This is a genomic window from Algibacter miyuki, assembly GCF_030409805.1.
GTDB lineage: Bacteria > Bacteroidota > Bacteroidia > Flavobacteriales > Flavobacteriaceae > Algibacter > Algibacter miyuki.
In genome coordinates, this window is sequence record NZ_JAUFQP010000022.1 from 1 (window position 1) to 20893 (window position 20893).

General features: G+C 35.4%; 22 protein-coding genes and 3 pseudogenes. 12 read left to right on the plus strand and 13 right to left on the minus strand.

Annotated features, from left to right (window positions below):
* Positions 1-25: 25 nt before the first annotated feature.
* Together QWY92_RS20170 and QWY92_RS20175 are read left to right on the plus strand one after the other, a co-directional pair.
* The gene (locus QWY92_RS20170) at positions 26-343 is read left to right on the plus strand and encodes a hypothetical protein (RefSeq protein ID WP_290274966.1); all 318 of its coding nucleotides are present in this window, start codon (positions 26-28) and stop codon (positions 341-343) included.
* A gap of 11 nt (positions 344-354) precedes the next feature.
* Positions 355-1437 (plus strand): HmuY family protein, encoded by a 1083-nt coding sequence (locus QWY92_RS20175; RefSeq protein ID WP_290269170.1) that lies wholly within the window; start codon positions 355-357, stop codon positions 1435-1437.
* A 78-nt stretch (positions 1438-1515) separates the two neighbouring features.
* On the opposite strand, the gene QWY92_RS20180 is transcribed toward QWY92_RS20175, so the two are convergent.
* The gene (locus tag QWY92_RS20180) at positions 1516-2310 is read right to left on the minus strand and encodes a universal stress protein (RefSeq protein WP_290269172.1); all 795 of its coding nucleotides are present in this window, start codon (positions 2308-2310) and stop codon (positions 1516-1518) included.
* Between the two features lie 123 nt (positions 2311-2433).
* On the opposite strand from QWY92_RS20180, the gene QWY92_RS20185 reads away from it, so the two are divergent.
* The 9 genes and pseudogenes from QWY92_RS20185 to QWY92_RS20720 all read left to right on the plus strand — a co-directional run.
* Positions 2434-3768, plus strand: a complete 1335-nt coding sequence (locus QWY92_RS20185; protein WP_290269173.1) for an MATE family efflux transporter — start codon at positions 2434-2436, stop codon at positions 3766-3768.
* A gap of 134 nt (positions 3769-3902) precedes the next feature.
* On the plus strand, positions 3903-4358 hold the full coding sequence (locus QWY92_RS20190) for a 6-pyruvoyl trahydropterin synthase family protein (protein WP_290269175.1): 456 nt from the start codon (positions 3903-3905) through the stop codon (positions 4356-4358).
* Positions 4359-4844: 486 nt separating this feature from the next.
* A complete protein-coding gene (porW, locus tag QWY92_RS20195; RefSeq protein WP_290269176.1) occupies positions 4845-7421 on the plus strand; it encodes a type IX secretion system periplasmic lipoprotein PorW/SprE in 2577 nt (858 codons plus the stop codon).
* 12 nt (positions 7422-7433) lie between these two features.
* The gene (locus tag QWY92_RS20200; protein ID WP_290269177.1) at positions 7434-7844 is read left to right on the plus strand and encodes a bactofilin family protein; all 411 of its coding nucleotides are present in this window, start codon (positions 7434-7436) and stop codon (positions 7842-7844) included.
* A complete protein-coding gene (locus QWY92_RS20205) occupies positions 7810-8034 on the plus strand; it encodes an AtpZ/AtpI family protein (RefSeq protein WP_290269178.1) in 225 nt (74 codons plus the stop codon). The genes QWY92_RS20200 and QWY92_RS20205 overlap by 35 nt, the downstream gene beginning before the upstream one ends.
* Before the next feature lie 106 nt (positions 8035-8140).
* Entirely contained in the window at positions 8141-8512 is a 372-nt protein-coding gene (locus QWY92_RS20210; RefSeq protein ID WP_290269179.1) for a DUF6168 family protein, read from the plus strand.
* A 137-nt stretch (positions 8513-8649) separates the two neighbouring features.
* On the plus strand, positions 8650-9765 hold the full coding sequence (atpB, locus tag QWY92_RS20215) for a F0F1 ATP synthase subunit A (RefSeq protein WP_290269181.1): 1116 nt from the start codon (positions 8650-8652) through the stop codon (positions 9763-9765).
* Positions 9766-9807: 42 nt separating this feature from the next.
* A complete protein-coding gene (gene atpE, locus QWY92_RS20220; protein ID WP_004569351.1) occupies positions 9808-9996 on the plus strand; it encodes an ATP synthase F0 subunit C in 189 nt (62 codons plus the stop codon).
* 182 nt (positions 9997-10178) lie between these two features.
* Positions 10179-10397 (plus strand): annotated as a pseudogene (locus QWY92_RS20720) (F0F1 ATP synthase subunit B family protein); the annotation flags it as partial.
* 32 nt (positions 10398-10429) lie between these two features.
* Here QWY92_RS20720 and atpF read toward each other — a convergent pair.
* From atpF to QWY92_RS20270, 9 genes and pseudogenes are all read right to left on the minus strand, one after another.
* Positions 10430-10801 (minus strand): annotated as a pseudogene (gene atpF / locus QWY92_RS20230) (F0F1 ATP synthase subunit B); the annotation flags it as partial.
* A gap of 104 nt (positions 10802-10905) precedes the next feature.
* Positions 10906-11094: an ATP synthase F0 subunit C gene (gene atpE, locus QWY92_RS20235; protein WP_004569351.1), complete on the minus strand. Its 189-nt coding sequence runs from the start codon at positions 11092-11094 to the stop codon at positions 10906-10908.
* Positions 11095-11136: 42 nt separating this feature from the next.
* Complete coding sequence (atpB, locus tag QWY92_RS20240; RefSeq protein WP_290269181.1) at positions 11137-12252, minus strand: F0F1 ATP synthase subunit A; 1116 nt, start codon at positions 12250-12252, stop codon at positions 11137-11139.
* Between the two features lie 137 nt (positions 12253-12389).
* Positions 12390-12761, minus strand: coding sequence for a DUF6168 family protein (locus QWY92_RS20245; RefSeq protein ID WP_290269179.1), 372 nt, complete (start codon positions 12759-12761; stop codon positions 12390-12392).
* Positions 12762-12867: 106 nt separating this feature from the next.
* Entirely contained in the window at positions 12868-13092 is a 225-nt protein-coding gene (locus QWY92_RS20250) for an AtpZ/AtpI family protein (protein WP_290269178.1), read from the minus strand.
* Positions 13058-13468 (minus strand): bactofilin family protein, encoded by a 411-nt coding sequence (locus tag QWY92_RS20255; protein WP_290269177.1) that lies wholly within the window; start codon positions 13466-13468, stop codon positions 13058-13060. Before QWY92_RS20255 ends, QWY92_RS20250 begins: the two co-directional genes overlap by 35 nt.
* 12 nt (positions 13469-13480) lie before the next feature.
* The gene (gene porW, locus QWY92_RS20260; RefSeq protein ID WP_290269176.1) at positions 13481-16057 is read right to left on the minus strand and encodes a type IX secretion system periplasmic lipoprotein PorW/SprE; all 2577 of its coding nucleotides are present in this window, start codon (positions 16055-16057) and stop codon (positions 13481-13483) included.
* Between the two features lie 486 nt (positions 16058-16543).
* A complete protein-coding gene (locus QWY92_RS20265; protein WP_290269175.1) occupies positions 16544-16999 on the minus strand; it encodes a 6-pyruvoyl trahydropterin synthase family protein in 456 nt (151 codons plus the stop codon).
* Positions 17000-17133: 134 nt separating this feature from the next.
* Positions 17134-18468, minus strand: coding sequence for an MATE family efflux transporter (locus QWY92_RS20270; protein ID WP_290269173.1), 1335 nt, complete (start codon positions 18466-18468; stop codon positions 17134-17136).
* Positions 18469-18591: 123 nt separating this feature from the next.
* Here QWY92_RS20270 and QWY92_RS20275 point away from each other — a divergent pair, with 123 nt between their 5' ends.
* Entirely contained in the window at positions 18592-19386 is a 795-nt protein-coding gene (locus tag QWY92_RS20275) for a universal stress protein (protein ID WP_290269172.1), read from the plus strand.
* Between the two features lie 79 nt (positions 19387-19465).
* Here QWY92_RS20275 and QWY92_RS20280 read toward each other — a convergent pair whose 3' ends face one another.
* From QWY92_RS20280 to QWY92_RS20290, 3 genes and pseudogenes are all read right to left on the minus strand, one after another.
* Complete coding sequence (locus QWY92_RS20280) at positions 19466-19588, minus strand: HmuY family protein (protein WP_336622123.1); 123 nt, start codon at positions 19586-19588, stop codon at positions 19466-19468.
* Positions 19554-20549, minus strand: a complete 996-nt coding sequence (locus QWY92_RS20285; RefSeq protein ID WP_290274971.1) for an HmuY family protein — start codon at positions 20547-20549, stop codon at positions 19554-19556. The genes QWY92_RS20280 and QWY92_RS20285 overlap by 35 nt, the downstream gene beginning before the upstream one ends.
* Positions 20488-20893 (minus strand): annotated as a pseudogene (locus tag QWY92_RS20290) (hypothetical protein); the annotation flags it as partial. The pseudogene QWY92_RS20290 and the gene QWY92_RS20285, both read right to left, overlap by 62 nt.

A 20893-nucleotide genomic window follows, 5' to 3' on the forward strand; every position in this document is an offset into this window, starting at 1 on the left:
CAAGCGCGACTTACCAGGTTAAAAAGTGCATACCGCCTTCACGCTTCTGTTAAAATATAATGGAAAACACAAGATTATTACGCTATTGGCGCCGATACCGACAACAATACTCTTTACGAAAAAAACAACAACCGATGCATATAATTGGTTGGATGCTTCCATAAAAAAATCGTTTTACAATAACCAATTTCAAGCCACACTTGGCGGCCGAAACTTACTCGATATTACCCGTGTTAATGTTAGCCAAACCACTGGTGGTGTGCACTCATCTAACGGAGACGGCCTTTTACTGGGCTACGGGCGTTCATTTTATTTAAAACTACTATATAATCTTAATTTTTAAAATCAGTAACTATGTTAAACAAATTAATCACACTTATTCTATGCATTTCCATTTTTTCAATAACCAGTTGTAGTGAAGACGATGGTCCAACCGAACTTATTAAAGTTGTTATTGATGGTGCTGCGCTAGCCCCTAATACTGGTGGTTCTAATGAACAAAATCAAGTATATATTGACTTGAGCACTAGCACATCTACAGCAGTACAGCGTGACTCATGGGATTTAGGCTTCTATTCCGGGTCTGAGTTTAGAGTAGCCCTTAACGGATCTATTTATATGACTGCGGCCAAACTATCGGTAACAGATATAGATGCCGTCAATTCCACAGATACAGAAGTTTTAGATTTTCAAACGAAAGCCGTCGTGGGTTCTGCTGGGTCTCAAATTTATATCGATGCTCCAAATGGTGATATTACAGAAACTGCCATTTCGGAAATTTCTGATACTGATGAAAACAACCCCGTTTATCTAATAAACTTAGGTGATGAAGTTGGTACAGAACCTGCCTCTACAGGAAGTGTTGCTATATCGGGAGATGCCAGAGGATGGAAAAAAATTAGAATTCTGAAAAGCGGTGACAATTATATTTTACAATATGCCGATTTAGATGCTACAACCCACAAAGAAGTAACACTATCTAAAAATACTGAATTTAACTACACCTTCTTCAGTTTTAATACTGAAAACGTAGTTTCTGTTGAACCTAAAAAAGAAAACTGGGATTTAAACTTTACCGTTTTCACAAATGAAATCGTGGGTTATGGTGCTTATGGGTTTTCCGATTTTGTGGTAAACAATACAAAGGCCGACGTACAAGTGTACATGGTGGATACTGAGATAGAAACCACTCTAAATTACACCGATTTTACACTTGCAGATGTTGATGCATCTAACTTCTCTACAGACCAACGTGGTATTGGCAATAGCTGGAGAAATAGTGGTGGTCCATCAACTTTACCGTCATTAAAAACGAATATGTTTTATGTAATAAACGATACCGATGGTAACCTTTATAAACTACAACTAATCGCCTTAACAAATACCGATGGCGAACGTGGCCACCCGGAGTTTATTTATAGCTTATTAGTAGAATAAAATATCTAAGCAAGCCACAAAAAAAAGCCTAACTTTAAAAGTTAGGCTTTTTTATATTTTTACATTATCCTGTTTTGTTTATTTCAATCCGCGTAATACTAATACTGGTAGTTTACTGTGAAAATCTTTTTTAAGAATCGCATTTTTCTCCCATTTCTTAGCAAAGAACCCACGTTTACGGCGTACCACACAAAGCATATCTGGGTTATGCGATCTGTAATGCTCTAACACCCCTTGAAACGTTGTTGCATTTCCACTTTTAGTTATGCTGTTTGCTAAAGTTTCTAAAGTTTCATTCACATCAAAATCACCTTCATTATAATACGGTGTTTTCACTAGAAGTAAATTCACTTCAGCTTTAAAAATATCCTTTATTTCAATTAACGGATTTAACGCTTTTTTCCTTTTGATAATGGCCGATTTCATAGCCAGCAAAACACTTTTCACGGGTTTAAATACATAACCTTCTGGCACAATTAGTGCCGGTATATTAGTTTGTTTAATAATTTTTCCTGAAGTTTTCCCCAAATACACTTCATCTTTAATAGAGTTTGTTCTTGGTTCTACTAAAATTAAATCTACATCGGCAGCTTTACAAGCTTTTTCAAGAGTATCAACTAATTTTCCTTTTAAAACTTTTACGATAACCTCAACGCTTTTTTTATCAATTTGAGCTACTAAATTATCTAAAAAAGCCTGACTTTCACGCTGTATCAAGTCATCAACCCGAATCATTGTTCCAGCCTTAGTGTAAACATTATAAATTTGTACAACAAAAAGTTTCGCGCCTACAGCTTCTGCAAAATCAACTGCATATTGTAAATGACTTACGGCGTTTTTCGACGATCCAACGGGAACTAAAATATTCTTCATAATAACTATAATATTAAATACTAAATTTGCGGCTTATAACTAATGTAAAAGTAAACATTAAAAACAACTCATGTAAGCCCAAACCCACAAAATAGAATTAAGAATCATTTCTAATACCACTTCGTGAACACAAACATAAGTTTTAAATATATAAATAAATTAGCAATTCCTGCGTTAATTGCCGGAATTTCCGAACCCATCCTGTCGATTACCGATACCGCAATTATCGGAAACATTGATACCAACGCAACCGAATCGTTAGCTGCAGTTGGTATTGTTGGTACTTTTATTTCGATGCTTATTTGGGTTTTGGGACAAACTCGAAGCGCAATTTCATCAATCATATCGCAATATTTAGGTGCCAATAAATTAGATGCTATTAAAAACCTACCTGCCCAAGCTATATTAATAGTTACCTTACTTAGTGTATTAATTATTGTTGGCACATACCCGTTTGCTGAAACTATTTTCAAACTCTATAATGCCACGGGTAGCATTCTAGATTATACGGTAGATTATTACCAAATTCGCGTTTTTGGCTTTCCCTTTACACTTTTTACTATGGCTGTTTTTGGTGTATTTCGCGGACTCCAAAACACCTATTACCCCATGGTAATTGCCTCTATTGGTGCATTACTAAACATTGTTCTAGATTATATTTTTGTATTTGGCATCACTAATTACATTCCTGCCATGAATATAAAAGGTGCTGCTTACGCCAGCTTAATAGCTCAAATTACAATGGCGCTTTTGGCAGCCATATACGTGCTTAAAAAAACAGATATTCCTTTAAAACCCAGCTTTCCGCTGCACAAAGAGATTAATAAATTCATCATCATGATTCTTAATTTATTTGTCCGCACTTTAGCCTTAAATATCACACTATATTTTGCCACCCGTTTTGCCACAGGCTACGGTGCAGCCCATATTGCAGCCTATACCATTTGCATTAATTTATGGTTTTTCGCCGCCTTTTTTGTCGATGGTTATGCGAGTGCCGGTAATATTTTGTCGGGTAAATTATACGGTGCCAAAGCCTACCCTGTTTTACTACAATTAGGTAACAAACTTATACGTTATGGCATAGCTACCGGTTTTGCTTTAGCCCTTTTCGGAGTCTTATTTTATTATCCTTTAGGACGCCTTTTTAGTAAAGACCCCGAAGTTTTATCGCTTTTTTATAACACCTTTTGGCTGGTTCTACTCATGCAGCCATTTTGCGCATTAGCCTTTATTTACGATGGTATTTTTAAAGGTCTTGGCAAAATGAAATTCCTTAGAAATGTCCTTTTATTCGCCACCAACCTCGTTTTTATCCCCATATTATTTTGGTTAGACAGCCTAGGCTACCAACTTCACGGTATTTTTATCGCTCTAACCTTTTGGATTATAGCCCGTGGCGTACCCTTGATAATAAAATTTCGAAAAATATTTATACCGCTCTCTCAAAAAACTTAACTTTGATAAAAATTCCAAACACAGTAAAACCACAATATGGACACTCTCTCATTTTTAAGCGGAAATGGACTTTTTCTGATCTTAGGTATAGTATTAATAGTAGTTTACGTAGTAAACCGTAGAAAAAAAAGATAATGGGTAATAACATTCGAATTACAAAACAATTCTCTTTCGAAACTGGTCATGCCCTTTACGGGTACGATGGTAAATGTAAAAACGTACACGGCCACAGTTACAAACTATCGGTAACTGTAATAGGGAAACCTATAACAGATTCTACCAACGTAAAATACGGTATGGTAATCGATTTTGGCGACCTTAAAAAAATTGTAAAAGAAGAAATTGTAGATGTTTTCGATCATGCTACCGTTTTCAACCAAAACACGCCACACGTCGAGCTTGCCAAAGAACTTCAAGCCCGCGACCACAACGTATTATTGGTAGATTACCAACCCACTAGCGAAATGATGGTGCTCGATTTTGCTCAAAAAATTAAGAATCGCCTACCAAACCACATCAGTTTACACTCACTAAAATTACAAGAAACCGACAGCTCTTTTGCGCAGTGGTACGCTTCCGATAATATTTAGGGCGTTACCCTTCGGGTCGGGCTTTGCGTTACAAGTCCTCGCACTTCCTGCGTCAGGCTTTGGGCTATCCACTACAATCCCTAACGCAGGCCTATTTGCTAAGGTTTTGTGCATACCCGATATTATTTCAGTAAAACAAATGAATTCGTAAACAAATCTTGGCGGTTTTACCCGCGTTAGGGATTGATGCGGCATCCTTTTTTTGTGGTTTGAAATCGCACGAAACGCTATTGATTTCCGCACTAATTTAAGTAAAGCCAAAACAACATAGAACGCCCAAAAAAAGATACAGCGGAAAGCCCGGCCCTTTTTAGGGAACGCCAAAATAGAACCAAAAAAGATGTGTTTTATTGAAACGCCGCCGTATGCCAAATGGGATAATTTAAGTAAGTAACGGGTTTAAATCCAAAAAGATGCTTATTTTTACCTCGCTATATAATAATAGCAAGCGTAAACAGTTATTATTTTAGACTAAAAATTCCCGAATTGAAAACAGCGTTTAAAACCATACTAACCTTATTACTTACAACTATTTTAGTGGTGAGTTGCTCCCGAAAAAAAGACAAATTTGTAAGTCGAAATTTTCATGCAGTAACCACTGAATTTAACACGCTTTATAACGGTAATATTGCTTTAGAACAAGGGCAAAATAGCCTAAACATGGCTTATTTTGATAATTATTGGGATGTGCTACCCATTGAGCGCATGCAGATACGCGAAGAAGTTATGCTGCCTGGGCAATCTAAAAACGAAGATTTTACGCGTGCTGAAGAAAAGGCTGTAAAAGCGATTCAGAAACATAGTATGAATATTAATGGTAAGGAGGTGAATCCGCAAATGGATGAAGCGTATTTACTATTGGGAAAGGCGCGCTATTTCGATCAGCGTTTTGTTCCCGCTTTGGAAGCTTTCAACTACATTCTTTACAAATACCCAGCGAGCGATAAAATAAATCAGGCTAAAGTCTGGCGCGAAAAAACCAATATGCGTTTAGATAATAACGAATTGGCTATAAAAAACTTAAAACGCTTACTAAAACAAGAGGCATTAGAGAAACAAGATTTGGCCGATGCGACATCTATGTTAGCTCAAGCGTATATTAACACAAAATCTGTGGATAGTGCCATAACGCAACTTGAAATTGCGGCGCAAGCCACTAGAAAAAATGACGAACGCGGACGTTACCGCTTTATTCAAGCGCAACTGTACAACCAATTAGGTTATAGAGACAGTGCGAATATTGCTTTTGATAAAGTGATTGAACTAAACCGAAAAACACCAAGAATCTATATGATTACGGCTTATTTGGAAAAGTTTAAAAATTTTGATTTTGAAAACGACGACAAATTTGAGGCCATAGAATTATTAACCAAACTCGAGGAAGATCGAGAAAACAGACCATTTTTAGATAAAATTTTTCATCAAATTGGTGAGTTTCATTTAGGTAATGCTTCGGATACTTTAGCGGTTGATTATTATAACAAATCGTTGCGCACCAACTCACAAGACAAATTATTACAGGCTAGAAATTATGAAACTTTGGCTTATATGTATTTTGATAATTCGGAATACGCAAGAGCTGGCGCTTATTTTGATAGTACGATGATCAACTTAACATTAAACTCTAAACCCTACCGCATAGTTAAACGTAAACGCGATAATTTAGAAGATGTTATTTATTATGAGGCTATTGCAAAAACGAACGATAGCATTTTACATTTAGTGCATTTACCAGAGGCCGAACGTTTAGCCATGTTTGAAACTTTTGTAAGCGACCTTAAAGTGAAAGCTGAAGAAGAACAGCTACAAGCCGAAGCTGCTGAACGTAATGCGAACACCGGCTTAGTTACAGCAAATAATATACCTACATCGGGAAATAACATACCGCAACGAGGATTGCCTGGGCAAGCGGCTCAATTCTATTTTTATAACCCAACTACAGTGGCTTATGGTAAAAATGAATTTGTAAAAATTTGGGGTAATCGAAAATTAGAAGATAATTGGAGATGGTCTAGCAAAGGAGCATCGGCAACCGGAAATGATGTTTCTAGTTCCGCAACCGATTTATTAGCCTTAGCTTCGGATGAAGAGAAATTTGACCCTCAATTTTACATTTCTAAAATACCTACTGAAACTAAGGAAATTGATAGTATTTCTAAAGAACGTAATTATGCTTACTACCAATTAGGTCTTATTTATAAAGAGAAATTTAAGGAATATGAATTATCTAAATCGAAATTTCAAGATTTATTAGATAGTAACCCTGAGGAACGATTAATTCTACCTTCGAAATATAATTTATACAAGATTTATGAAATTTTAGGTCAAAATGATGAAGCATCGATCGCCAAAAACGATATTATAAAAAGCTATCCAGAGTCGCGTTACGCTACTATTTTAGAAAACCCAGAATTAGTTTCGGATAAGGATGAAAATAGCCCAGCTAGTCTTTACGAAGCCTTGTACCTACAGCATGAAAACCAAGAGTATGCCGAAGTTATTTCTAAAAGTGAAACCTATATAAAACGTTTTGACGGCGAACCTATGGTTCCGAAGTTCGAACTTTTAAAAGCGACTGCTAGCGGACGTTTATTAGGTTTTGAAGCTTATAAAAAAGCCATCAATCATTTAGCAGTAACTTATGCCAATACCAAAGAAGGCAAACAGGCTCAAAAAATTGAAACCGAACTACTGTCTAGAATTTCAAGTACTGATTTTGTTACGGCCATAGATAGCATTACTACAAATTACAAAGTTGTTTTTCAGTTTAATAAAAACGAAAAAGAGGCTATAACCACGTTTAAAAAAACCTTAGATGACGTTTTAAAAGAAATTAAATATTACAGACTATCATCTTCCGTAGATGTTTACAATGCTGAAAAAACCTTTGTTTTAGTACATGGCTTAAAAAATGAAGCTGTTGCAAAAACCTTCACGCAACTATTAACCGATAAAAACAAAAAGAAGATACAGAAACCTTTCTTCGTGATTTCGTCGGCTAATTATCAAGTTGTCCAAATACATAAAAATTTAGACCCCTACCTTAACAGAAATAACCAATAACCCTAACCCGTTATGTTTTCAGATAACAAAAAAAGTAAACAAATGTCAGATGTAAGTTCCTCCCAAAATATAATAGCAAAAGGCACCAAAATAGTTGGCGACTTTAATAGTGAGGGCGATTTTAGAATTGATGGTAGTATTGAAGGCAGTATTAACACCCCAGGAAAAGTGGTAGTTGGTAAAAGCGGATCTATCAAAGGTTCTTTAAACGGCACAGACGCCCATTTTGAAGGTCGTTTTTCTGGCACATTAACATTGTCGGGCACGTTAACATTAAAATCTACTGCACATATTGAAGGTGAAGTGGTAGCTAGTAAATTAGCTGTAGAACCTGGCGCAACTTTTAATGTAACCTGCGTAATGCAAGGTGGCGCAAAAAACACAACCCATGGCGGAACAAGACAAAAAGAAAAAGAAGCTTAATCCTTATATTCGTTTTTCATCTATGGCTATCCAAATGGGTGTTACCATATATTTAGGTAGCAAATTAGGTGAATGGCTCGATGTGAAATTTGATAACAGCAACCAACTGTATTACAAAGTTGTGACTTTAGCATCTGTTTTTATTGCTATGTTTGCCGTTATTAAACAGGTTACTAACTTGCAGAAATAAACACGCCAAAGTATCGCGATTTGATAACCCCTCTAAATTGAATAGCATTCTTGATTGTAAAAATCATGTCATTTCAAAAAAATCAATCTTATATAACATCTCATTAATGGCTAAACGTATTCTAGTTGTCACCAGTATTTTTTTTATTTTATTTCTAGCAGCTTATAACCTTCAAGCGTATTTAACAACAGAAAGTATTTCGTTCTCGTTGCTTCATGTTTATCTATTTCATTTAATAGCGGCCATAATCGTTTATACTTCCGTAGAAATAGTAGCCGAAAAACTACCAAATCAGGCCGGATATGCTTATTTAACTTTAATGTTTATAAAAATTGGTGCCTTTGTTTTAATTTTTCAATCTACCGTTTTTGCCAACGACAATTTATCGCAAATGGAACGTATTGCGTTAGTTATACCCTTATTTCTGTTTTTAATCATCGAAGCTGTTAGTGTTTCAAAGCTTTTAAACAGTAAATAACAGCCAATTTTCAGTTAAATTTCGCGCAAAAATTATTTAGAGAAAAATCTAACTAAAAAAAGCCTCTGACTTTTTAAATTATTACTTACATTTGCACAAAATTTACAGAGCATAAATTTACAATAGTTACAAAAAGTATGATGGTGGCAAAAAAATCTATCAAGTTTATAGCAGTTTTAGTTTTAGCGTTGTTTTCAATATCTTCTTATGGAGATGATGCAAAGCATGAACCAGGCAACAAAGTAGATACGCAGGAGGAAATTAATGAATACATTGCACATCACTTAAAAGATTCGCACGATTTTCATTTCTACACGCACAACGAATCTGGTACACACTACAGTTTTCCTTTACCTGTAATTGTTTGGACAAGCAATGGTTTAAAAACCTTCATGTCTTCAGAATTTCACCATGATGATAGCGGTAAAGTTATTGTTGATGCTGGTGATACTAAGTTAGTAAAACTTCACAGTAAAATATACGAATTAGAAAGTGGTGCTTCTACAATTAATTTTGATGAAGATCACCATGCTACTAATGCACATAAAGTTTTAGATTTCTCTATTACTAAATCGGCCTTCGGAATGATATTAGCTGGTTTATTAATGTTATTAGGTTTTGGCGCTTTAGCTAGAGGTTATAAAAACGGAAAATCTATTCCAACAGGATTTGCTAGAGTATTAGAACCTTTAGTAATTTATGTTCGTGATGAAATTGCAAGACCAAATATTGGAGAGAAAAAGTACCGTAAATTTATGGGCTTCCTTTTAACCGTATTTTTCTTTATCTGGATATTAAACTTATTAGGTTTAACACCACTAGGTTTTAACGTAACAGGACAGATAGCCGTAACAGCATGTTTAGCTATTTTCACGGTAATTATTTACTTAGTTAGTGGTTCTAAAGATTTCTGGGCACACACCTTATGGATGCCAGGTGTTCCTTATATATTACGTCCAATACTTGCCGTTATCGAGCTTGTTGGTTTTGTAGTTATTAAGCCTTTCTCATTATTAATACGTTTGTTTGCAAATATAACAGCAGGTCACTTTGTAGTGATGAGCTTAATTGCTTTAATGATTACTTTAAAAGCAGACTTCGGCCCTGTGGTTTCTACAGGAATGTCGTTAGTGTTATCATTATTTATTATGGTAATCGAAATTTTAGTAGCCTTTTTACAAGCGTTTATTTTCACGATGTTATCATCGTTATTTATTGGTATGGCCGTTGAAGAACACGACGATCATCATTAAAATTGAATTTGTTTAATTAATATTTATAAAAATCAAATTACTATGTACAATTTAATTGGAGCAGGATTAATCGTTATCGGTGGTGGTATCGGATTAGGTCAAATTGGTGGAAAAGCAATGGAAGGTATTGCTCGTCAACCTGAAGCAGCTGGAAAAATCCAAACTGCCATGATCATCATCGGAGCCTTATTAGAAGGTTTAGCATTCGGTGCATTAATCTTAGGGAAATAAGAATTTCCTAAAAAACAAAAGAAACAGAATCCTGTAACGGTTGGTTGCAGGACCTGTTTTCAAATTAAACAAAAAAAGACACTAACAACTAATTTATAGTTTTCATGGATCAGTTATTACATGATTTTTCACCGGGCTTATTTTTTATGCAAGCCATTATCTTATTAATATTAATAGTATTAATGAGAAAATTTGCTTGGAAACCCATTTTAGACGCTTTACAAACTAGAGAAGACGGCATTCAAGATGCTTTGGATTCTGCTGAAAATGCAAAGTTAGAAATGCAAAACCTTCAAGCTGATAACCAAAAGTTATTACAAGAAGCTAGAGCAGAACGCGAAGAAATGCTTAAAGAAGCACGCGAGATGAAAAACACAATGATTGAAGACGCTAAATCGGAAGCGGAAGCACAAGCAAACAAAATGATAGTACAAGCGCAAGCGGCTATCGAAGGTGCTTCGATAGCCGCTTGCGCTTGTACTATCATTTTGTTTGCTTGTGCTTCCGCTTCCGATTTAGCGTCTTCAATCATTGTGTTTTTCATCTCGCGTGCTTCTTTAAGCATTTCTTCGCGTTCTGCTCTAGCTTCTTGTAATAACTTTTGGTTATCAGCTTGAAGGTTTTGCATTTCTAACTTTGCATTTTCAGCAGAATCCAAAGCATCTTGAATGCCGTCTTCTCTAGTTTGTAAAGCGTCTAAAATGGGTTTCCAAGCAAATTTTCTCATTAATACTATTAATATTAATAAGATAATGGCTTGCATAAAAAATAAGCCCGGTGAAAAATCATGTAATAACTGATCCATGAAAACTATAAATTAGTTGTTAGTGTCTTTTTTTGTTTAATTTGAAAACAGGTCCTGCAACCAACCGTTACAGGATTCTGTTTCTTTTGTTTTTTAGGAAATTCTTATTTCCCTAAGATTAATGCACCGAATGCTAAACCTTCTAATAAGGCTCCGATGATGATCATGGCAGTTTGGATTTTTCCAGCTGCTTCAGGTTGACGAGCAATACCTTCCATTGCTTTTCCACCAATTTGACCTAATCCGATACCACCACCGATAACGATTAATCCTGCTCCAATTAAATTGTACATAGTAATTTGATTTTTATAAATATTAATTAAACAAATTCAATTTTAATGATGATCGTCGTGTTCTTCAACGGCCATACCAATAAATAACGATGATAACATCGTGAAAATAAACGCTTGTAAAAAGGCTACTAAAATTTCGATTACCATAATAAATAATGATAACACTAACGACATTCCTGTAGAAACCACAGGGCCGAAGTCTGCTTTTAAAGTAATCATTAAAGCAATTAAGCTCATCACTACAAAGTGACCTGCTGTTATATTTGCAAACAAACGTATTAATAATGAGAAAGGCTTAATAACTACAAAACCAACAAGCTCGATAACGGCAAGTATTGGACGTAATATATAAGGAACACCTGGCATCCATAAGGTGTGTGCCCAGAAATCTTTAGAACCACTAACTAAGTAAATAATTACCGTGAAAATAGCTAAACATGCTGTTACGGCTATCTGTCCTGTTACGTTAAAACCTAGTGGTGTTAAACCTAATAAGTTTAATATCCAGATAAAGAAAAATACGGTTAAAAGGAAGCCCATAAATTTACGGTACTTTTTCTCTCCAATATTTGGTCTTGCAATTTCATCACGAACATAAATTACTAAAGGTTCTAATACTCTAGCAAATCCTGTTGGAATAGATTTTCCGTTTTTATAACCTCTAGCTAAAGCGCCAAAACCTAATAACATTAATAAACCAGCTAATATCATTCCGAAGGCCGATTTAGTAATAGAGAAATCTAAAACTTTATGTGCATTAGTAGCATGGTGATCTTCATCAAAATTAATTGTAGAAGCACCACTTTCTAATTCGTATATTTTACTGTGAAGTTTTACTAACTTAGTATCACCAGCATCAACAATAACTTTACCGCTATCATCATGGTGAAATTCTGAAGACATGAAGGTTTTTAAACCATTGCTTGTCCAAACAATTACAGGTAAAGGAAAACTGTAGTGTGTACCAGATTCGTTGTGCGTGTAGAAATGAAAATCGTGCGAATCTTTTAAGTGATGTGCAATGTATTCATTAATTTCCTCCTGCGTATCTACTTTGTTGCCTGGTTCATGCTTTGCATCATCTCCATAAGAAGATATTGAAAACAACGCTAAAACTAAAACTGCTATAAACTTGATAGATTTTTTTGCCACCATCATACTTTTTGTAACTATTGTAAATTTATGCTCTGTAAATTTTGTGCAAATGTAAGTAATAATTTAAAAAGTCAGAGGCTTTTTTTAGTTAGATTTTTCTCTAAATAATTTTTGCGCGAAATTTAACTGAAAATTGGCTGTTATTTACTGTTTAAAAGCTTTGAAACACTAACAGCTTCGATGATTAAAAACAGAAATAAGGGTATAACTAACGCAATACGTTCCATTTGCGATAAATTGTCGTTGGCAAAAACGGTAGATTGAAAAATTAAAACAAAGGCACCAATTTTTATAAACATTAAAGTTAAATAAGCATATCCGGCCTGATTTGGTAGTTTTTCGGCTACTATTTCTACGGAAGTATAAACGATTATGGCCGCTATTAAATGAAATAGATAAACATGAAGCAACGAGAACGAAATACTTTCTGTTGTTAAATACGCTTGAAGGTTATAAGCTGCTAGAAATAAAATAAAAAAAATACTGGTGACAACTAGAATACGTTTAGCCATTAATGAGATGTTATATAAGATTGATTTTTTTGAAATGACATGATTTTTACAATCAAGAATGCTATTCAATTTAGAGGGGTTATCAAATCGCGATACTTTGGCGTGTTTATTTCTGCAAGTTAGTAACCTGTTTAATAACGGCAAACATAGCAATAAAAACAGATGCTAAAGTCACAACTTTGTAATACAGTTGGTTGCTGTTATCAAATTTCACATCGAGCCATTCACCTAATTTGCTACCTAAATATATGGTAACACCCATTTGGATAGCCATAGATGAAAAACGAATATAAGGATTAAGCTTCTTTTTCTTTTTGTCTTGTTCCGCCATGGGTTGTGTTTTTTGCGCCACCTTGCATTACGCAGGTTACATTAAAAGTTGCGCCAGGTTCTACAGCTAATTTACTAGCTACCACTTCACCTTCAATATGTGCAGTAGATTTTAATGTTAACGTGCCCGACAATGTTAATGTGCCAGAAAAACGACCTTCAAAATGGGCGTCTGTGCCGTTTAAAGAACCTTTGATAGATCCGCTTTTACCAACTACCACTTTTCCTGGGGTGTTAATACTGCCTTCAATACTACCATCAATTCTAAAATCGCCCTCACTATTAAAGTCGCCAACTATTTTGGTGCCTTTTGCTATTATATTTTGGGAGGAACTTACATCTGACATTTGTTTACTTTTTTTGTTATCTGAAAACATAACGGGTTAGGGTTATTGGTTATTTCTGTTAAGGTAGGGGTCTAAATTTTTATGTATTTGGACAACTTGATAATTAGCCGACGAAATCACGAAGAAAGGTTTCTGTATCTTCTTTTTGTTTTTATCGGTTAATAGTTGCGTGAAGGTTTTTGCAACAGCTTCATTTTTTAAGCCATGTACTAAAACAAAGGTTTTTTCAGCATTGTAAACATCTACGGAAGATGATAGTCTGTAATATTTAATTTCTTTTAAAACGTCATCTAAGGTTTTTTTAAACGTGGTTATAGCCTCTTTTTCGTTTTTATTAAACTGAAAAACAACTTTGTAATTTGTAGTAATGCTATCTATGGCCGTAACAAAATCAGTACTTGAAATTCTAGACAGTAGTTCGGTTTCAATTTTTTGAGCCTGTTTGCCTTCTTTGGTATTGGCATAAGTTACTGCTAAATGATTGATGGCTTTTTTATAAGCTTCAAAACCTAATAAACGTCCGCTAGCAGTCGCTTTTAAAAGTTCGAACTTCGGAACCATAGGTTCGCCGTCAAAACGTTTTATATAGGTTTCACTTTTAGAAATAACTTCGGCATACTCTTGGTTTTCATGCTGTAGGTACAAGGCTTCGTAAAGACTAGCTGGGCTATTTTCATCCTTATCCGAAACTAATTCTGGGTTTTCTAAAATAGTAGCGTAACGCGACTCTGGATAGCTTTTTATAATATCGTTTTTGGCGATCGATGCTTCATCATTTTGACCTAAAATTTCATAAATCTTGTATAAATTATATTTCGAAGGTAGAATTAATCGTTCCTCAGGGTTACTATCTAATAAATCTTGAAATTTCGATTTAGATAATTCATATTCCTTAAATTTCTCTTTATAAATAAGACCTAATTGGTAGTAAGCATAATTACGTTCTTTAGAAATACTATCAATTTCCTTAGTTTCAGTAGGTATTTTAGAAATGTAAAATTGAGGGTCAAATTTCTCTTCATCCGAAGCTAAGGCTAATAAATCGGTTGCGGAACTAGAAACATCATTTCCGGTTGCCGATGCTCCTTTGCTAGACCATCTCCAATTATCTTCTAATTTTCGATTACCCCAAATTTTTACAAATTCATTTTTACCATAAGCCACTGTAGTTGGGTTATAAAAATAGAATTGAGCCGCTTGCCCAGGCAATCCTCGTTGCGGTATGTTATTTCCCGATGTAGGTATATTATTTGCTGTAACTAAGCCGGTGTTCGCATTACGTTCAGCAGCTTCGGCTTGTAGCTGTTCTTCTTCAGCTTTCACTTTAAGGTCGCTTACAAAAGTTTCAAACATGGCTAAACGTTCGGCCTCTGGTAAATGCACTAAATGTAAAATGCTATCGTTCGTTTTTGCAATAGCCTCATAATAAATAACATCTTCTAAATTATCGCGTTTACGTTTAACTATGCGGTAGGGTTTAGAGTTTAATGTTAAGTTGATCATCGTACTATCAAAATAAGCGCCAGCTCTTGCGTATTCCGAATTATCAAAATACATATAAGCCAAAGTTTCATAATTTCTAGCCTGTAATAATTTGTCTTGTGAGTTGGTGCGCAACGATTTGTTATAATAATCAACCGCTAAAGTATCCGAAGCATTACCTAAATGAAACTCACCAATTTGATGAAAAATTTTATCTAAAAATGGTCTGTTTTCTCGATCTTCCTCGAGTTTGGTTAATAATTCTATGGCCTCAAATTTGTCGTCGTTTTCAAAATCAAAATTTTTAAACTTTTCCAAATAAGCCGTAATCATATAGATTCTTGGTGTTTTTCGGTTTAGTTCAATCACTTTATCAAAAGCAATATTCGCACTGTCTCTATAACCTAATTGGTTGTACAGTTGCGCTTGAATAAAGCGGTAACGTCCGCGTTCGTCATTTTTTCTAGTGGCTTGCGCCGCAATTTCAAGTTGCGTTATGGCACTATCCACAGATTTTGTGTTAATATACGCTTGAGCTAACATAGATGTCGCATCGGCCAAATCTTGTTTCTCTAATGCCTCTTGTTTTAGTAAGCGTTTTAAGTTTTTTATAGCCAATTCGTTATTATCTAAACGCATATTGGTTTTTTCGCGCCAGACTTTAGCCTGATTTATTTTATCGCTCGCTGGGTATTTGTAAAGAATGTAGTTGAAAGCTTCCAAAGCGGGAACAAAACGCTGATCGAAATAGCGCGCCTTTCCCAATAGTAAATACGCTTCATCCATTTGCGGATTCACCTCCTTACCATTAATATTCATACTATGTTTCTGAATCGCTTTTACAGCCTTTTCTTCAGCACGCGTAAAATCTTCGTTTTTAGATTGCCCAGGCAGCATAACTTCTTCGCGTATCTGCATGCGCTCAATGGGTAGCACATCCCAATAATTATCAAAATAAGCCATGTTTAGGCTATTTTGCCCTTGTTCTAAAGCAATATTACCGTTATAAAGCGTGTTAAATTCAGTGGTTACTGCATGAAAATTTCGACTTACAAATTTGTCTTTTTTTCGGGAGCAACTCACCACTAAAATAGTTGTAAGTAATAAGGTTAGTATGGTTTTAAACGCTGTTTTCAATTCGGGAATTTTTAGTCTAAAATAATAACTGTTTACGCTTGCTATTATTATATAGCGAGGTAAAAATAAGCATCTTTTTGGATTTAAACCCGTTACTTACTTAAATTATCCCATTTGGCATACGGCGGCGTTTCAATAAAACACATCTTTTTTGGTTCTATTTTGGCGTTCCCTAAAAAGGGCCGGGCTTTCCGCTGTATCTTTTTTTGGGCGTTCTATGTTGTTTTGGCTTTACTTAAATTAGTGCGGAAATCAATAGCGTTTCGTGCGATTTCAAACCACAAAAAAAGGATGCCGCATCAATCCCTAACGCGGGTAAAACCGCCAAGATTTGTTTACGAATTCATTTGTTTTACTGAAATAATATCGGGTATGCACAAAACCTTAGCAAATAGGCCTGCGTTAGGGATTGTAGTGGATAGCCCAAAGCCTGACGCAGGAAGTGCGAGGACTTGTAACGCAAAGCCCGACCCGAAGGGTAACGCCCTAAATATTATCGGAAGCGTACCACTGCGCAAAAGAGCTGTCGGTTTCTTGTAATTTTAGTGAGTGTAAACTGATGTGGTTTGGTAGGCGATTCTTAATTTTTTGAGCAAAATCGAGCACCATCATTTCGCTAGTGGGTTGGTAATCTACCAATAATACGTTGTGGTCGCGGGCTTGAAGTTCTTTGGCAAGCTCGACGTGTGGCGTGTTTTGGTTGAAAACGGTAGCATGATCGAAAACATCTACAATTTCTTCTTTTACAATTTTTTTAAGGTCGCCAAAATCGATTACCATACCGTATTTTACGTTGGTAGAATCTGTTATAGGTTTCCCTATTACAGTTACCGATAGTTTGTAACTGTGGCCGTGTACGTTTTTACATTTACCATCGTACCCGTAAAGGGCATGACCAGTTTCGAAAGAGAATTGTTTTGTAATTCGAATGTTATTACCCATTATCTTTTTTTTCTACGGTTTACTACGTAAACTACTATTAATACTATACCTAAGATCAGAAAAAGTCCATTTCCGCTTAAAAATGAGAGAGTGTCCATATTGTGGTTTTACTGTGTTTGGAATTTTTATCAAAGTTAAGTTTTTTGAGAGAGCGGTATAAATATTTTTCGAAATTTTATTATCAAGGGTACGCCACGGGCTATAATCCAAAAGGTTAGAGCGATAAAAATACCGTGAAGTTGGTAGCCTAGGCTGTCTAACCAAAATAATATGGGGATAAAAACGAGGTTGGTGGCGAATAAAAGGACATTTCTAAGGAATTTCATTTTGCCAAGACCTTTAAAAATACCATCGTAAATAAAGGCTAATGCGCAAAATGGCTGCATGAGTAGAACCAGCCAAAAGGTGTTATAAAAAAGCGATAAAACTTCGGGGTCTTTACTAAAAAGGCGTCCTAAAGGATAATAAAATAAGACTCCGAAAAGGGCTAAAGCAAAACCGGTAGCTATGCCATAACGTATAAGTTTGTTACCTAATTGTAGTAAAACAGGGTAGGCTTTGGCACCGTATAATTTACCCGACAAAATATTACCGGCACTCGCATAACCATCGACAAAAAAGGCGGCGAAAAACCATAAATTAATGCAAATGGTATAGGCTGCAATATGGGCTGCACCGTAGCCTGTGGCAAAACGGGTGGCAAAATATAGTGTGATATTTAAGGCTAAAGTGCGGACAAATAAATTAAGAATCATGATGATGAATTTATTAATCTCTTTGTGCAGCGGAAAGCTGGGTTTTAAAGGAATATCTGTTTTTTTAAGCACGTATATGGCTGCCAAAAGCGCCATTGTAATTTGAGCTATTAAGCTGGCGTAAGCAGCACCTTTTATATTCATGGCAGGAATGTAATTAGTGATGCCAAATACAAAAATATAATCTAGAACAATGTTTAGTAATGCACCAATAGAGGCAATTACCATGGGGTAATAGGTGTTTTGGAGTCCGCGAAATACACCAAAAACAGCCATAGTAAAAAGTGTAAAGGGAAAGCCAAAAACGCGAATTTGGTAATAATCTACCGTATAATCTAGAATGCTACCCGTGGCATTATAGAGTTTGAAAATAGTTTCAGCAAACGGGTATGTGCCAACAATAATTAATACACTAAGTAAGGTAACTATTAATATAGCTTGGGCAGGTAGGTTTTTAATAGCATCTAATTTATTGGCACCTAAATATTGCGATATGATTGATGAAATTGCGCTTCGAGTTTGTCCCAAAACCCAAATAAGCATCGAAATAAAAGTACCAACAATACCAACTGCAGCTAACGATTCGGTTGCGTTGGTATCAATGTTTCCGATAATTGCGGTATCGGTAATCGACAGGATGGGTTCGGAAATTCCGGCAATTAACGCAGGAATTGCTAATTTATTTATATATTTAAAACTTATGTTTGTGTTCACGAAGTGGTATTAGAAATGATTCTTAATTCTATTTTGTGGGTTTGGGCTTACATGAGTTGTTTTTAATGTTTACTTTTACATTAGTTATAAGCCGCAAATTTAGTATTTAATATTATAGTTATTATGAAGAATATTTTAGTTCCCGTTGGATCGTCGAAAAACGCCGTAAGTCATTTACAATATGCAGTTGATTTTGCAGAAGCTGTAGGCGCGAAACTTTTTGTTGTACAAATTTATAATGTTTACACTAAGGCTGGAACAATGATTCGGGTTGATGACTTGATACAGCGTGAAAGTCAGGCTTTTTTAGATAATTTAGTAGCTCAAATTGATAAAAAAAGCGTTGAGGTTATCGTAAAAGTTTTAAAAGGAAAATTAGTTGATACTCTTGAAAAAGCTTGTAAAGCTGCCGATGTAGATTTAATTTTAGTAGAACCAAGAACAAACTCTATTAAAGATGAAGTGTATTTGGGGAAAACTTCAGGAAAAATTATTAAACAAACTAATATACCGGCACTAATTGTGCCAGAAGGTTATGTATTTAAACCCGTGAAAAGTGTTTTGCTGGCTATGAAATCGGCCATTATCAAAAGGAAAAAAGCGTTAAATCCGTTAATTGAAATAAAGGATATTTTTAAAGCTGAAGTGAATTTACTTCTAGTGAAAACACCGTATTATAATGAAGGTGATTTTGATGTGAATGAAACTTTAGAAACTTTAGCAAACAGCATAACTAAAAGTGGAAATGCAACAACGTTTCAAGGGGTGTTAGAGCATTACAGATCGCATAACCCAGATATGCTTTGTGTGGTACGCCGTAAACGTGGGTTCTTTGCTAAGAAATGGGAGAAAAATGCGATTCTTAAAAAAGATTTTCACAGTAAACTACCAGTATTAGTATTACGCGGATTGAAATAAACAAAAACAGGATAATGTAAAAATATAAAAAAGCCTAACTTTTAAAGTTAGGCTTTTTTTTGTGGCTTGCTTAGATATTTTATTCTACTAATAAGCTATAAATAAACTCCGGGTGGCCACGTTCGCCATCGGTATTTGTTAAGGCGATTAGTTGTAGTTTATAAAGGTTACCATCGGTATCGTTTATTACATAAAAACATATTCGTTTTTAATGACGGTAAAGTTGATGGACCACCACTATTTCTCCAGCTATTGCCAATACCACGTTGGTCTGTAGAGAAGTTAGATGCATCAACATCTGCAAGTGTAAAATCGGTGTAATTTAGAGTGGTTTCTATCTCAGTATCCACCATGTACACTTGTACGTCGGCCTTTGTATTGTTTACCACAAAATCGGAAAACCCATAAGCACCATAACCCACGATTTCATTTGTGAAAACGGTAAAGTTTAAATCCCAGTTTTCTTTTTTAGGTTCAACAGAAACTACGTTTTCAGTATTAAAACTGAAGAAGGTGTAGTTAAATTCAGTATTTTTAGATAGTGTTACTTCTTTGTGGGTTGTAGCATCTAAATCGGCATATTGTAAAATATAATTGTCACCGCTTTTCAGAATTCTAATTTTTTTCCATCCTCTGGCATCTCCCGATATAGCAACACTTCCTGTAGAGGCAGGTTCTGTACCAACTTCATCACCTAAGTTTATTAGATAAACGGGGTTGTTTTCATCAGTATCAGAAATTTCCGAAATGGCAGTTTCTGTAATATCACCATTTGGAGCATCGATATAAATTTGAGACCCAGCAGAACCCACGACGGCTTTCGTTTGAAAATCTAAAACTTCTGTATCTGTGGAATTGACGGCATCTATATCTGTTACCGATAGTTTGGCCGCAGTCATATAAATAGATCCGTTAAGGGCTACTCTAAACTCAGACCCGGAATAGAAGCCTAAATCCCATGAGTCACGCTGTACTGCTGTAGATGTGCTAGTGCTCAAGTCAATATATACTTGATTTTGTTCATTAGAACCACCAGTATTAGGGGCTAGCGCAGCACCATCAATAACAACTTTAATAAGTTCGGTTGGACCATCGTCTTCACTACAACTGGTTATTGAAAAAATGGAAATGCATAGAATAAGTGTGATTAATTTGTTTAACATAGTTACTGATTTTAAAATTAAGATTATATAGTAGTTTTAAATAAAATGAACGCCCGTAGCCCAGTAAAAGGCCGTCTCCGTTAGATGAGTGCACACCACCAGTGGTTTGGCTAACATTAACACGGGTAATATCGAGTAAGTTTCGGCCGCCAAGTGTGGCTTGAAATTGGTTATTGTAAACGATTTTTTTTATGGAAGCATCCAACCAATTATATGCATCGGTTGTTGTTTTTTCGTAAAGAGTATTGTTGTCGGTATCGGCGCCAATAGCGTAATAATCTTGTTGTTTTCCATTATATTTTAACAGAAGCGTGAAGGCGGTATGCCACTTTTTAACCTGGTAA

Excerpts from the sequence above, each read along its gene's own strand:
- atpB (WP_290269181.1), bottom strand. The coding sequence starts at position 12,252 with ATGATGGTGGCAAAAAAATCTATCAAGTTTATAGCAGTTTTAGTTTTA.
- atpE (WP_004569351.1), top strand. The coding sequence starts at position 9,808 with ATGTACAATTTAATTGGAGCAGGATTAATCGTTATCGGTGGTGGTATC.
- QWY92_RS20205 (WP_290269178.1), top strand. The coding sequence starts at position 7,810 with ATGGCGGAACAAGACAAAAAGAAAAAGAAGCTTAATCCTTATATTCGT.
- QWY92_RS20190 (WP_290269175.1), top strand. The coding sequence starts at position 3,903 with ATGGGTAATAACATTCGAATTACAAAACAATTCTCTTTCGAAACTGGT.
- QWY92_RS20285 (WP_290274971.1), bottom strand. The coding sequence starts at position 20,549 with ATGTTAAACAAATTAATCACACTTATTCTATGCATTTCCATTTTTTCA.
- QWY92_RS20200 (WP_290269177.1), top strand. The coding sequence starts at position 7,434 with ATGTTTTCAGATAACAAAAAAAGTAAACAAATGTCAGATGTAAGTTCC.
- QWY92_RS20265 (WP_290269175.1), bottom strand. The coding sequence starts at position 16,999 with ATGGGTAATAACATTCGAATTACAAAACAATTCTCTTTCGAAACTGGT.
- QWY92_RS20180 (WP_290269172.1), bottom strand. The coding sequence starts at position 2,310 with ATGAAGAATATTTTAGTTCCCGTTGGATCGTCGAAAAACGCCGTAAGT.
- atpB (WP_290269181.1), top strand. The coding sequence starts at position 8,650 with ATGATGGTGGCAAAAAAATCTATCAAGTTTATAGCAGTTTTAGTTTTA.
- QWY92_RS20250 (WP_290269178.1), bottom strand. The coding sequence starts at position 13,092 with ATGGCGGAACAAGACAAAAAGAAAAAGAAGCTTAATCCTTATATTCGT.
- QWY92_RS20210 (WP_290269179.1), top strand. The coding sequence starts at position 8,141 with ATGGCTAAACGTATTCTAGTTGTCACCAGTATTTTTTTTATTTTATTT.
- QWY92_RS20275 (WP_290269172.1), top strand. The coding sequence starts at position 18,592 with ATGAAGAATATTTTAGTTCCCGTTGGATCGTCGAAAAACGCCGTAAGT.
- QWY92_RS20245 (WP_290269179.1), bottom strand. The coding sequence starts at position 12,761 with ATGGCTAAACGTATTCTAGTTGTCACCAGTATTTTTTTTATTTTATTT.
- QWY92_RS20255 (WP_290269177.1), bottom strand. The coding sequence starts at position 13,468 with ATGTTTTCAGATAACAAAAAAAGTAAACAAATGTCAGATGTAAGTTCC.
- atpE (WP_004569351.1), bottom strand. The coding sequence starts at position 11,094 with ATGTACAATTTAATTGGAGCAGGATTAATCGTTATCGGTGGTGGTATC.
- QWY92_RS20175 (WP_290269170.1), top strand. The coding sequence starts at position 355 with ATGTTAAACAAATTAATCACACTTATTCTATGCATTTCCATTTTTTCA.